Source organism: Variovorax sp. PDC80 (genome assembly GCF_900115375.1).
In the GTDB taxonomy this organism is placed as follows: Bacteria; Pseudomonadota; Gammaproteobacteria; order Burkholderiales; family Burkholderiaceae_C; genus Variovorax.
The window spans coordinates 221,700-234,435 of the sequence record NZ_FOWG01000005.1 but is presented as its reverse complement, the minus strand read 5'-3'; the positions used below and the strand labels follow the sequence as shown (position 1 = coordinate 234,435).

Sequence of the window (12,736 nt, the reverse complement as noted above, 5' to 3'; positions counted from 1 at the left end):
CCGGGATCAGGGCGCGACGCTCGCGCCCTCGATGCCGTGGCGCTGCAGCGCCTCGGCCACGAAGCCGCTGGCCTTCATCTCCTCGACGAAGGCCGCGAGCAGGGCCTGGGCCTCGGCGCCGCGGCTGGCCGGCGTGCCCATGGCCTGCTGGATCACCATGAAGCGACCCGGCAGCAGGCGCACGCCCGAGGAGCGCTGCGCCTCGGTCTCGAGCAACTGGCGGATGCCGGCCGCCACGTCGACCTGGCCCGCGCGCAGCGCCGAGAGCACGGCCTGCGCGCCCTGCACGCGCACCAGCTCGGCCTGGTGGATCTCGCGCGTGAGGAACAGGTCGTAGGCGCTGCCCGCGCCGACCGCGATGCGGTGGCCGGGGGTGTCGACCTCGGCGTTGTCCTGCAGCTCGGAGCCGTCGCGCACCAGGTAGCTGCCCTCGATCAGCACATAGGGCGCGGTGAAGCGCAGGCCCTCGCTGCGCGCCGGGTCGATCGCGAAGAAGCCGATGTCGGCGCGCTCGGCCCGGACCGCGTCGACCGAGGCCGCGGCCTTGTCGAACACCACCAGCTCGACGCCCACGCCGAGGCGGCGCGCGAACTCGTGGGCCAGGTCGATCGACACGCCGACCGGCTGGTAGCTGACCGGATGCTTGTTGGCGAGGATCGGGTTGCCGAGGTTGATCGAGGCGCGCAGCGTGCCGCTGGGCGCGAAGGCGGTGACGAGGGCGGGGGAGATCTGGGTCATGGCAGTCCGTCGGAGGGAGGCGCGCGAGCGGCCGGCGCGGCCCTGGAGTTTACGGGCGCGGCGCCGGGCCCGCCGATCGCCCGCCGCCCGGCGCGCCCGGGCGGCCGAAATTCCTACTTGGGCTGAAGGTTCTCGCTCACCGGATGTTCAGCCCCATCGCGTAGGCTCGCTGCATCCGAAAAAAAATACCGAGGCTGTCGCCCATCGTGCCGATCTCCACCTTTCTCGTCGAAGACAACCCCCTCATCCGCCACAACCTGATCGCCGCCATGGAGGACGAAGCCGACATCCTGCTGGTGGGCACGGCCGCCACCGAGGCCGAGGCCATCGAGCGGCTCGATGCCTGCGATCCGCCCTGGGAGCTGCTGGTGGTCGACCTGTTCCTCGAGGAAGGCTCGGGCCTCGGGATCGTCAAGCGCTACCGCGAGCGCCGCGCCGGCCAGCGCGTGGTGGTGCTGACCAACTACGGCACCGACGACATCGCGGGCTGGGCGCGCGAGCTCGGCGCCGACGCGGTGTTCGACAAGTCGGCCGGGCTCGACGACTTCTTCTCCTTCTGCGCCGGACTCGGGGCCGAGGCCCCGGGCGCGCGCTGATGGCGGCGCCCGGACCGGCGGCCTCCGCCGCGCTGCAGCCGCTGCGCGAAGCCACGCGCGAACTGCACCATGCGCTCGACAGCCGGCTGCGCATCGGCGGCGAGGACGCCACGCTGGCCGACTATGCCGAGCACCTGCGCGCGCTGCGGCCATGGCTGGGCGCGGTGCGTACCGCGCTGGCGGGCTCGGGCGTCGCGGCGCTCGAGGTGGTGGCGAGGCAGCTCGGGTTGCGGCTCGAGGCGCTCGAACTCGACCTGCGCGATCTGCGCGATGCGCAGGCGGCCGGGCCGGCCACGCCGCCCGCCCTGGAGGACAGCGCGGCGCTCGCCGCGCAGGCCGCCGACCCCGGCTTCGCCTGGGGCCTGGCCTACGTGGTCGAAGGCTCGCGGCTCGGCGGCAGCGTCATGCACCGCCGGCTGGCGCCGCGGCTCGCGCCGCATCCGATGCGCTACTTCGCGCCCGTCGGCGCCGAGGACGGCACGCCCGCGCACTGGCGCCATTTCGTCGCCCAGCTCGGCGAGGCGCTGCGCGACCGCGCGGCCGTGCAGTCGGCGCAGCGCGGCGCGGTGGCGGGCTTCGAGGCGCTGATGCCGTGCTTCGGCCTCGAGCGCGACGGCGGAACCGCGCCGTCCCCAAGCCGCGCCGCCAGCCTGCATGCCGGGTAGGAATCGGCCGACGAAGCGGCCCCCGGGGCCGCTGGCATGATCGATCCGACCCCGATTCATCCCCCCTCCAACCCCGTGCCGGCCGATCCGGCCCCGTCCTTCCCCTCGAAAGTGTCAGCACTTCCCACGTCCTCGAACCCTCACCAGCCGGGTGCCCCGGGTGCTGTTTCCGGCTCGCCGGACGCGGCCGACCTGACGAGCTGCGATCTCGAGCCGATCCGCGTGCCGGGCTCGATCCAGCCGCACGGCCGCATGCTGGTGCTGGCGGCCGAGGGCCTGGAGCGGCTGGCCTGGAGCGACAACTGGCCCGAGGGCGAAGCCGCCGCCGCGGCGCAGAGCCTGCGCGGCATGGCGCTGCCGGTGCTGCAGCCCGGCGCCTCGCCGGTGTCGCTGGGCGCATTCGAGATCGACGGCCGCCTGTTCGACGTGGCGGTGCACCGCACCGAACAGCACCTGATCGCCGAGTTCGAGGCCGCGAAGCCGGCCGCGGGCAACGAGGCGCCGATCTATGCGCTGAGCCGCGTCCTGCTGCCCGCGCTGCAGCAGGCGCGCGACGTGGACGAACTCACCGGGCTGGTCGCGCGCGCGATGAAGCAGCTCACGGGCTTCGGCCGCTGCCTGGTCTACCGCTTCGATGCCGCGGGCCACGGCGAGGTGCTGGCCGAGGCGGCCGACGCGGGCTACGACAGCTACGTCGGCCACCACTTCCCGGCCTCCGACATTCCGCAGCAGGCGCGCGCGCTCTACCTGGTCAACCACTTCCGGCTGATCGCCGACGCCAACTACCGCCCGGTGCCGCTGGTCTCGAGCGACGCGGCGCTGGCGCCGACTGGCATCGACCTCTCGCAGGCGCAGTTGCGCAGCGTGTCGCCGATCCACCTCGAGTACATGCGCAACATGGGCACCCTGGCGTCGATGTCGGTGTCGATCGTGGTGCGCGGCCAGCTCTGGGGCCTGATCTCCTGCCACGACCACGACCCGCGCTTCCTCGACACCGCGACCCGGCTGGCCTGCGAGCACATGGGCCAGCTGCTGTCGATGCAGATCGACGCCAAGCAGACCCATGGCGAGGTGGCCGACCGGCTCGAGCTGCGGCAGCTCACGCTGCAGACCGTGTCGCAGCTCGCCGACAGCGACGCCACCCTGCGCCGGCTGGTCGAGGAGGGCTCCCTGCTGTTGCGCGTGGCGCGCGCCACCGGCGCGGCCGTGGTGCTCGACGACGCGGTCTGGACCGTGGGCGACGTTCCCGACGAAGCGCGGGTCCAGGAGCTCGCGCACTGGATCGCCGGGCTCGGCGTCGAGGTCTACGACAGCGATTCGCTGGCCGGGCATTTCAAGCCCTTCGCCGACTGCCAGGCGGTCGCGGCCGGCGTGCTGGCGATCTCGATCTCGCAGGTGCACCGCCACCTGATCCTGTGGTTCCGGCCCGAGATCGTGCAGACGGTGCAATGGGCCGGCGATCCGCGCAAGCCGATGGTGCCGAACGGCCAGCGCATGCATCCGCGGCTGAGCTTCCAGAGCTGGGTCGAGCACATCCGCGGGCATTCCAACCCCTGGTCGGCGGCCGAGGTGGGCGCAGCCGTCGAGCTGCGCCAGGCGCTGATCGGCATCGTGCTGCGGCGCGCCGAGGAACTCGCGGCCGTGGCGACCGAACTGGGCCGCGTGAACCGCGAGCTCGAGGCCTTCTCGTACACCGTCTCGCACGACCTGCGCGCGCCCATGCGCCACATCGCGGGCTACGTCGATCTGGTGACGCAGACCGAGGGCCAGCAACTGACCGACCGCGCGCGGCGCTACCTGGGCCACGTGAAGGACGCGGCGGCCTTCGCGGGCCAGATGGTCGACGCGCTGCTCGACTTCTCGCGCATGGGCCGCGCCGCGCTGCAGAAGCGCACGGTCGACACGCCCTCGCTGGTCGAGGGCCTGGTGCGCGAGCTGGTGCGCATCGAGCCGACCCGCGCCATCGAATGGCGTGTCGAGCCGAACCTGCCGCCGCTGTACGCCGACCCGCTGCTGCTGCAGGTCACGGTGCGCAACCTGCTGGCCAACGCGGTCAAGTACTCGCGCACCCGCGAGCCCGCCGTGATCACGGTGCGCGCGGTGCGCAACGACGCCGGCACCGGCCTCGAGGTCGAGGACAACGGCGTGGGCTTCCAGATGAAGTACGTCGACAAGCTGTTCGGCGTGTTCCAGCGGCTGCACCAGGCCGAGGAGTTCGAGGGCACCGGCATCGGCCTGGCCAACGTGAAGCGGATCGTGGAGCGGCATGGCGGCACGGTGTGGGCGCGCGGCGAACTGGGCGCGGGCGCCTGCTTCGGCTTCGTGCTGCCGGGCGCGGAGGCGGATGGAACGAATTCGAGCAACGCAACTGACGGAGAAGAGGATGCTTAAGCCGATCCTGCTGGTCGAGGACGACAAGCGCGACCTGGAACTGACCCTGGTGGCCCTGGAGCGCAGCCAACTGGCGAACGACGTGGTCGTGCTGCGCGACGGCGCGCAGGCGCTCGACTACCTCAAGCGCGAGGGCGAGCACGCCGATCGCGCCGAAGGCAACCCGGCCGTGATCCTGCTCGACCTGAAGCTGCCCAAGGTGACCGGCCTGGAGGTGCTGCAGGAAGTGCGCGCCTCGGCGACGCTGCGCAGCATCCCGGTGGTGATGCTGACCTCGTCGCAGGAGGAATCGGACGTGCTGCGCAGCTACGAGCTCGGCGTCAACGCCTATGTGGTCAAGCCGGTGGCTTTCGACCGGTTCGTCTCGGCGATCGCCGACCTCGGGGTGTTCTGGGCCGTGCTCAACGAACCGCCGCCGGGGTCGCTCAAGGCCACCCGGCGCCATGAGTAGCGGCACGGCTTCCACGACGGCCCCCGACATCCTCGTCCTCGAGGACTCGCGCTTCGACGTCGAACTGCTGACCGAGGCGCTGGTCGCCGCGCTCCCCGGGGCGCGCGTGACCGTGGTGTGCGACGAGGAGGGCTTCACGGGCGCGCTGCAGAGCGCGCGCTACCAGCTGATCCTGTCGGATTACGAGCTGCCGGGCTTCTCGGGCGCGCATGCGCTCGAGATCGCGCGCGCGGTGGCGCCGCTCACGCCCTTCATCTTCGTCTCGGGCGTGATCGGCGAGGACAACGCGGTCGAGCTGCTCAAGCGCGGCGCCACCGACTACGTGAGCAAGGGCCGGCTGGCGCGGCTGCCGGTGGTGATGGAGCGCGCGCTTAAGGAAGCGGCCGACCGCGAGGCCAAGCAGGCGGCCGAGGCCAAGCTGCGCGTGGCCCACGAGATCTTCGGGGCCGCCGAGTCGCGCCGGCTGGCGCTGATCGAGCTCAGCGACCGCATCCGCGACATGGACGGCATCTGCGAGATCGCCTACACGGCCTCGCAGATGCTCGGCATGCAGCTGCAGGTGGACCGCGCGGGCTACGGCGTGGTGAACAAGGCGGCCGAGACCATCGAGATCGAGCGCGACTGGACCGCGCCCGGCGTCAAGAGCCTGGCCGGCACGCTGCACTTTCGCGACTACGGCAGCTACATCGACGACCTGCGCCAGGGCACGACGGTGGCTTTCGCCGATGCCCACGACGATCCGCGCACGCGTGCCACCGCCGATGCGCTCGACGGCATCGGCGCGCGCGCCGTGGTCAACATGCCGCTGACCGAGCGCGGCGGGCTGGTCGGGCTGCTTTACCTCAACCACGGCAGCGCGCGCGCCTGGTCGCGCGACGAGCTCGACTTCACGCGCGAGGTCGGCGAGCGCATCCGCTCGGCGATCGCGCGGCGCGAGGCGCAGCTCGAGCTGCAGGCCTTCGCCGAATCGCTGGCGCGCGAGGTCGAGGTGCGCACGCGCGAGCGCGACCGCACCTGGGAACTGAGCCAGGACCTGCTGGCCGTGGCCAACGGGCAGGGCAGCTTCGAGAGCGTGAACCCCGCCTGGGAGGCGGTGCTCGGCTGGAGCCGCCAGGAGCTGATGGCGATGCCGTTCCGCCAGCTGGTGCATCCCGACGACCTGGCCGCGACCGAGGCCGAGCTCGCGCGGCTGGCCAAGGGCGAGCGCACGCGCGGCTTCGAGAACCGCTACCGGGCCAAGGACGGCAGCTACCGCTGGCTGTCGTGGACCGCGGTGCCCGAGGGCGGCCTCAACTACTCGGCCGCGCGCGACATCACGCAGCAGAAGGAGCGCGCCGCCGAACTCGACGCGGCGCGCGAGCAACTGCGCCAGAGCCAGAAGCTCGAGGCCGTGGGCCAGCTCACGGGCGGCCTCGCGCACGACTTCAACAACCTGCTGGCCGCGATCGGCGGCAGCCTGGAGCTGATGCGCCGGCGTGGGCTCGAGGGGCGGCAGGCCGACCTCGAGCGCTACATCGGCGTGGCGCACGGCGCCGTCAAGCGCGCGGCCGCGCTCACGCACCGGCTGCTGGCCTTCTCGCGCCGGCAGACGCTGGAGCCCAAGTCGGTCAACCTCAACCGCCTCGTGAACGGCATGGAAGACCTGCTGCGCCGGACCCTGGGCCCGGGCATCGCGCTCGAGAACGTGGCCGCCGTCGGCCTGTGGAACGTGCATGCCGACCCGAGCCAGCTCGAGAACGCGCTGCTCAACCTGTGCATCAACGCGCGCGACGCCATGCCCGAGGGCGGCACGCTGGTGGTCGAGACCGCCAACCGCTGGGTCGACGCGCGCACCGCGCCGGCCCGCGACCTGCCCGAGGGCCAGTACGTGTCGCTCACGGTCAGCGACAACGGCGTGGGCATGAGCGCGGAGGTGGCCGCGCGCGCCTTCGATCCCTTCTTCACCACCAAGCCCATCGGCATGGGCACCGGGCTCGGTCTGTCGATGATCTACGGCTTCGCCAAGCAGTCGGGCGGCCAGGTGCGCATCTATTCCGAGGTCGGCCAGGGCACCTCGGTCAGCATCTACCTGCCGCGCCACGACCGCACGGAGGAGAACACCACGGAGGCCGAACAGGTCGAGACCGCGCCGCGCGCCGACCGCGGCGACACCGTGCTGGTGGTCGACGACGAGGCCTCGCTGCGCATGCTGATCGTGGAGGTGATGCAGGGCCTGGGCTATGCCACGCTCGAGGCCGGCGACGGTGCCGATGCGCTGCGCATCCTCGAGTCGAACCAGCGCATCGACCTGCTGCTGACCGACGTCGGCCTGCCCGGCGGCATGAACGGCCGCCAGGTGGCCGATGCCGCGCGCACCCTGCGCACCGGCCTCAAGGTGCTGTTCATCACCGGCTATGCCGAGAACGCCGTGCTGAGCCATGGCCACCTGGCGCCCGGCATGCACGTGATGACCAAGCCCTTCGAGATGGATGCGCTGGCCAAGCGGGTCAAGACGCTGATCGAATCGCGCTGAGGGCAGGGATGTTCGCCCGCCGCTAGGATCGGCGGGTCCTTCTCGCATCCTCCTGCATCCTCCTCGGCGCCATGACCCAACTCTCGCCCCTGCTCCTCATCGCCGGCGTCTACCTCGCCGTGCTCGCGAGCCCGGGCCCCAACTTCTTCATCCTGAGCCAGATGGCGCTCGACGGGCGCCAGCGCGAATCGCGCTACGTGGTGCTGGGACTCACGACCGGCTCGATCTTCTGGGTCGTGCTCTCGCTCGCGGGCATGTCCACCCTGATGGCGCACCATCCGTGGCTGGCCTCGGCCGTGCGCTTCCTCGGCGCGAGCTACCTGGTCTGGTATGGCGCGAGCCTGCTGTGGCGCGCCGTGTCGCCGCCCGCCAAGACCGCGGCGGGAAGCGCCCGCCGCACGCCCGCGGGCACGCGCCGCGATGCACGCAGCGCCTACCGCGCCGGCCTGCTGACCGGCATCACCAACCCCAAGGGCGCCGCCTTCTGGACCAGCGTGTTCGCGACCCTGGTGCCCGCGCAGGCCGCGGGCTGGTTCTATCCCGCCACCATCCTGATGGTGGCCGTGCTCTCGCTGCTGTGGCACTTCGGCATCACCGTGGTGTTCGGCGCCGAGGCGATCCGCGCGCGCTACCTGCGCGTGGAGCGCTGGGTCGATGGCGTGGCCGGCGGCATGCTGGTGATGCTCGGCGTGCAGCGGATCGTCGCTCGGTAGGGCCTCAGGCGGCGGCGGCTTCGGGCAGCTTCGCGACCACCTTGATCTCGAAGTCGAAGCCGTAGAGCCAGGTCACGCCAATGGCGGTGGCCGTGGGGTGCGGCGCCTCGCCCCAGAACTCGGCGAGCACCAGTTGCCAGATGCGCTCGAACTTCGAGGCCGGATCGACGATGAAGATCGTCACGTCGATCACGTCGGCGAAGCTGGCGCCGGCGGCCGCGAGCACGGCATTCAGGTTCTGGAAGGCCAGCCGGACCTGGGCCTCGAGCTCGGGTTCGGGCGAACCGTCGGGCCGGCTGCCGACCTGGCCCGAGACGAACAGCAGGCCGTTGGCGCGCACGGCCGGCGAGTAGCGGTGGCGCTCGTAGAGCGCCTGGCGGCCGGCGGGGAAGACGACATCGCGTGCGGAGGACATGGGATTCACTTTCTTCGATGGTTGCGGATGCAGTGAATCTAGGTGTTCGCTCTTTGCGGATAAACGAGCAAGACGCACAATGACTGTTTGGTAATCCCAAACAATCAGGCGATCAGATGGACCGTTTCGATGCGATGCAGGCCTTTGCGCGCGTGGTGGAGGCCGGCAGCTTCACCAAGGCGGCGCAGACCCTGCACATGAGCAAGACCACCGTGACCCAACTGGTGCAGCAGCTCGAGGCACGGCTGCGCGTGAAGCTGCTGCACCGCACGACGCGGCAGGTCAAGGTCACGGCCGATGGCGCGCTCTACTACGAGCGCGTGGTGCGCCTGCTGGCCGATCTCGAGGATGCCGACACCAGCCTGGCCAGCGCCTCGGCCTCGCCCAAGGGCCGGCTGCGCGTCGACGTGCCGGCCCCGCTGGCGCGGCTGATCCTGGTGCCGGCGCTGCCGGCCTTCCATGCGCGCCATCCCGAGATCCAGCTCGACCTCGGCGTGAGCGACCGCGTGGTCGACGTGATCGGCGACAACGTCGACTGCGTGCTGCGCGGCGGCGAGCTCACCGACTCCTCGCTGGTGGCGCGCCGCGTGGGCGACCTGCAACTCGGCGTCTATGCGGCGCCCGGCTACCTGGCGCGCGCCGGCACGCCCGTGCATCCGCGCGAACTCGAGGACTCGCACCACCGCATCGTCGGCTTCCTGCGCTCGCGCAGCGGCACGCTGGCGCCGATCGCGCTGTCGCGCGCGGGCGAGCAGTTCGTGCCGCAGGGCCGTTACGTGGTCGCGCTCGATGACGGCAACGCCTATGCCGCGGCCGGTGTCGCGGGCATGGGCGTGCTCTGGCTGCCGCGCTACATGGCGCAGGCGCATCTCGCCAGTGGCGAGCTGGTGCCGCTGTTCGAGGACTGGGAGGTGGCTTCGATGCCGCTGTACCTGGTGTTCCCGCCGAACCGGCACCAGAGCGCGAAGCTGCGCGTCTTCATCGACTGGGTCGACGAGCTGATGGCGAAGCATGCGCCGCTCGCCATGGCGGGCGGCGCCTGACGCGGCGCGCGCCTCAACGCGAAGCGAGCGGCTCCAGTCCCGTTTTCGCGATGGTCGGCGCGCTGGCCGGCGAGTTCAGGTAGCGGATCAGTTCGCGCGCCGCCTCGGGCTGCGTCGACGCGGTGGCGATGCCGGCCGAGAACACCGTCACCTGCTGCACCTCGGCCGGCAGCGGGCCCACGTAGTCGATGCCCTCGATCGGCAGCAGCTCGCTGACCTGCTGCAGGCCGAGCGCGGCGTCGCCGCGCGCCACCACGCTGCCCACGCGCTCGCTGAGGATGCGGCGGCTCTTGGGCTTGACCTGGGCCTCGAGGTCGAGCTTCTTCAACAGCTCGGTCTCGTAGTAGGTGCCGCTGGCGCTGGCCGAATAGGCGATCGACGGCGCCGCGAGCAGGGTGCGTTTGAGTGCTTCGACGCTCGAGATGTCGGGCCTGGGCGCGCCCTTGCGCACCGCGAAGCCGATCGAGGAGCGCACCAGGTCGACCTGGCTGCCGGCCCGCACCTGACCCTGCGCGACCAGCGCATCGAGCGCGGGCCGCGCCAGGATCACGACGTCGACCGGCTCCTTGCGCGCGAGGCGGCTCGGGATGGAGTCGCTGGCATTGCCCATCGAGGCGCCGTAGGCGGTCTTCACCGCGCGGCCGCTGGCGCGCTCGAAGCCGGGGCGCAGTTCGTTGTAGGCGGCGGTGAAGCCGCCCGAGGTCATCACGTGGAGCTCGGGCTTCGGTGCCTGCGGATTGCCGCCGGGGCTGCCGCAGCCCGCGAGCGCGAGCCCGAGGGCGGCGCCGAGCAGGGCGCGGCGCGTGAAGGCCGCGAGGCGGGGGCGCTGGATGGTCATGGGGTCTCCTGTGTCGATGTCGCGCCCGCCATCGTAGGAGCCCTGCCTGTCAATCCGCCGTCAGCGCAGCGCGGGTCTTCACCGAGGCCGTGGCGCCCGGCTCGATGCCTTCGCGCGCGAGAGGCAGCCGCACCGTCACCAGCAGGCCCGGGCCGGGCCGCGTTTCGCCGAGCACGATGCTGCCGCCGTGCGCCTCGGTGGCCGAGCGCACGATCGCGAGGCCCAGGCCGCTGCCGGTCTGGGTCTGGTCGGGGTCGCGGAAGAAGCGGTCGAACACCCGCTCGCGCAGCTCGGGCGGAATGCCCGGGCCATGGTCGGCCACGCTCAGCTCGGCCTGCGCGCCGTCGCGCCGGATGCCCACGGTCACGGTCGATCCCGGCGGGGCGTACTTGGTGGCGTTGTCGATCAGGTTGTCGATCATGGACACCAGGCTGTCGCGGTCGCCGGCCACCGGTGCCGGGTCATCGCTCAGCAGCTCGACCTCCACGCCGCGCGTGCGCGCCAGCACCGACAGCGTGGCCAGCCGTTCCTGCACCAGATCATCGAGGCGCAGCAGCGCGGGGCGCGGCGCCGACACCTGGGCCGCGCTGCGCATCAGGTGCAGCAGCTGGTTCACCAGCCGTTCGGCGCGCGCGCTGGCGCTGACCATGCGCGCCATCAGCTCGTGCTGGCGCGCGGGCGGCACCGTCCCGGGCTGCGCCTGCAGGCCCTGCAGCGCCTCCACGTTCACGCGCAGCGCCGCGATCGGCGTGCGCAGCTCGTGCGCGGCATCGGCGATGAAGCTCTGCTCGCGCTCCATGCTCGCGCGCAGCCGCTGCATCAGCGCATTGAAGTTGTCGACCAGCGGGCGCAGCTCGTCGTGGCGCGTCTGCGTGGCCAGCGGCGCGAGCTCGCGCACGTCGCGCGACGCGATCTCGCGCGCCACCTTGCGCCAGGGCCGCAGCGCGAGCCGGATCGACAGCCAGGCCGGCAGCAGCAGGAAGGGCACGCTGATCACCAGCGGCAGGATGTAGTAGCCGCGCGAATGGAAGGTCAGCCACATCTGCGGGCCGGCCGGCAGCACCAGCGCGACCCGGGTGGCGCCGTCCTCGCTCTCCAGCGAACGCGTGCGCCACTGCTTGCCCTGCGCGGTCACGTCCTCGGGCACGCCGAGGCGGCTGTTGGCGATGTCGGCCGGCACGCCGTCCGAGTGATAGACCAGCCGGCCGTGCTGCCACACCAGCAGGCTCGGCGAGAGCGAGGGATCGTTGTCGCTGCCCATGGTCTCGCGCAGCGCGATGTCCATGCGCTGGAGGCTCTCGGCCAGCGCGGCGGGCCGGTCGGCCAGGTTGTGCGCCACCGACAGCACGCTGCGGTGCGAGGTGTCGACCATGCCCATGTCCTCGGTCAGCGAGGTGCCGAGCACCAGGCCCACCGCGATGCTCCACAGCAGCGTGAGCATCGCCACCTGCGCCAGCATCAGCCGGCGCACCAGCGTGGGCCGCAGCAGCCGACGCCAGCCGCGCGGGGCGTCGGAGGCCGCCGCCGTGGCCGTCAAGACGGCGTTCCCGGCAGCTTCAGCGCGGCCTGGTCGATCACGTAGCCGATGCCGCGCACGGTGCGGATGTAGCCGTCGCCGATCTTGCGGCGCAGGTTCGAGATGTGGACCTCGAGCACGTTGCTGCCATGGGTCTGCCAGGCCGGCAGCACCTGCTGCTCGAGCATGCGCCGCGTGATCACGCGGTCGGTGCGCTTGATCAGCAGACTCAATAATTTGAACTCGCTGCGCGACAGGTCGACCGGCTGGCCGTTCACCTGCACGCGCTGCGTCGGCTCGTGCAGCCACAGGCCGCGCACCTCGAAGGTCACGCCGTCGCTGCCGTAGCTGCGGCGCGCGAGCGCGCGCACGCGCGACAGCATCTCGGCGAGAACGAAAGGTTTCACCAGGTAGTCGTCGGCGCCGTTGTCGAGCCCGAGCAGGCGGTCGTCGAGCGCATCGCGCGCGCTGAGGATCAGCACCGGCAGCCGCGATTCGGCGCGCCGCACGTGCTGCAGCAGGCCCAGGCCGTCGCCGTCGGGCAGGCCCAGGTCGAGCAGCAGCAGGTCGCAGCCCTCGCCATCGAGGATGCGCTGCGCATCCTCGATGCGGCGCACCCACACCACCTCCATGCCCTGCGTCTGCAGCGCCACCCGGATGCCGGTCGCGAGGTCGAAATCGTCTTCCACCAGAAGGATCTTCATGAATGCAATCTAACCGGCGAAGCTGAAGGAATTCCTAATACTTCTCGATCGGGCCCGAAAGGTGCAAGGCGCTGCGAGTCGCCGAATCTTCAGCCGATCTTCATCTGCGCCGCCCACGATGCCGCAGGCTCGCGCGTTGCTCACCGGCCGGCCC

Annotated in this window: 12 protein-coding genes; 7 read left to right on the top strand and 5 right to left on the bottom strand. The window is 71.6% G+C overall.

The features are described 5' to 3' along the window. Nucleotides 1–6 precede the first annotated feature (6 nt). Complete coding sequence (locus BM109_RS16875) at nt 7–738, bottom strand: ABC transporter substrate-binding protein (RefSeq protein WP_093344510.1); 732 nt, start codon at nt 736–738, stop codon at nt 7–9. A 206-nt stretch (nt 739–944) separates the two neighbouring features. Here BM109_RS16875 and BM109_RS16870 point away from each other — a divergent pair, with 206 nt between their 5' ends. The 6 genes from BM109_RS16870 (at nt 945) to BM109_RS16845 (ending at nt 8,066) form a co-directional block, all read left to right on the top strand. Continuing rightward, the gene (locus BM109_RS16870; protein ID WP_093344508.1) at nt 945–1,334 is read left to right on the top strand and encodes a response regulator; all 390 of its coding nucleotides are present in this window, start codon (nt 945–947) and stop codon (nt 1,332–1,334) included. After that, the gene (locus tag BM109_RS16865) at nt 1,334–1,999 is read left to right on the top strand and encodes a biliverdin-producing heme oxygenase (RefSeq protein ID WP_256222612.1); all 666 of its coding nucleotides are present in this window, start codon (nt 1,334–1,336) and stop codon (nt 1,997–1,999) included. Before BM109_RS16870 ends, BM109_RS16865 begins: the two co-directional genes overlap by 1 nt. A 111-nt stretch (nt 2,000–2,110) precedes the next feature. Continuing rightward, the gene (locus BM109_RS16860) at nt 2,111–4,390 is read left to right on the top strand and encodes an ATP-binding protein (protein WP_256222611.1); all 2,280 of its coding nucleotides are present in this window, start codon (nt 2,111–2,113) and stop codon (nt 4,388–4,390) included. Beyond that, on the top strand, nt 4,383–4,841 hold the full coding sequence (locus BM109_RS16855; RefSeq protein WP_093344502.1) for a response regulator: 459 nt from the start codon (nt 4,383–4,385) through the stop codon (nt 4,839–4,841). The genes BM109_RS16860 and BM109_RS16855 overlap by 8 nt, the downstream gene beginning before the upstream one ends. Continuing rightward, entirely contained in the window at nt 4,834–7,353 is a 2,520-nt protein-coding gene (locus tag BM109_RS16850) for a response regulator (protein WP_093344499.1), read from the top strand. Before BM109_RS16855 ends, BM109_RS16850 begins: the two co-directional genes overlap by 8 nt. 71 nt (nt 7,354–7,424) lie before the next feature. Beyond that, nucleotides 7,425–8,066, top strand: a complete 642-nt coding sequence (locus BM109_RS16845) for a LysE family transporter (protein ID WP_093344497.1) — start codon at nt 7,425–7,427, stop codon at nt 8,064–8,066. 4 nt (nt 8,067–8,070) lie between these two features. On the opposite strand, the gene BM109_RS16840 is transcribed toward BM109_RS16845, so the two are convergent. After that, entirely contained in the window at nt 8,071–8,481 is a 411-nt protein-coding gene (locus BM109_RS16840) for a RidA family protein (protein ID WP_093344494.1), read from the bottom strand. 116 nt (nt 8,482–8,597) lie between these two features. Here BM109_RS16840 and BM109_RS16835 point away from each other — a divergent pair, with 116 nt between their 5' ends. Beyond that, nucleotides 8,598–9,524, top strand: a complete 927-nt coding sequence (locus BM109_RS16835; RefSeq protein WP_093344492.1) for a LysR family transcriptional regulator — start codon at nt 8,598–8,600, stop codon at nt 9,522–9,524. A gap of 13 nt (nt 9,525–9,537) precedes the next feature. On the opposite strand, the gene BM109_RS16830 is transcribed toward BM109_RS16835, so the two are convergent. The 3 genes from BM109_RS16830 to BM109_RS16820 are packed head-to-tail and all read right to left on the bottom strand — an operon-like array spanning nt 9,538 to nt 12,582. Further along, nucleotides 9,538–10,362, bottom strand: coding sequence for a substrate-binding domain-containing protein (locus BM109_RS16830; protein WP_093344490.1), 825 nt, complete (start codon nt 10,360–10,362; stop codon nt 9,538–9,540). Between the two features lie 49 nt (nt 10,363–10,411). Further along, nucleotides 10,412–11,899, bottom strand: coding sequence for a sensor histidine kinase (locus tag BM109_RS16825; protein ID WP_256222610.1), 1,488 nt, complete (start codon nt 11,897–11,899; stop codon nt 10,412–10,414). Then, nucleotides 11,896–12,582 (bottom strand): response regulator, encoded by a 687-nt coding sequence (locus tag BM109_RS16820; RefSeq protein ID WP_093344488.1) that lies wholly within the window; start codon nt 12,580–12,582, stop codon nt 11,896–11,898. Before BM109_RS16820 ends, BM109_RS16825 begins: the two co-directional genes overlap by 4 nt. Between the last annotated feature and the right edge of the window lie 154 nt (nt 12,583–12,736).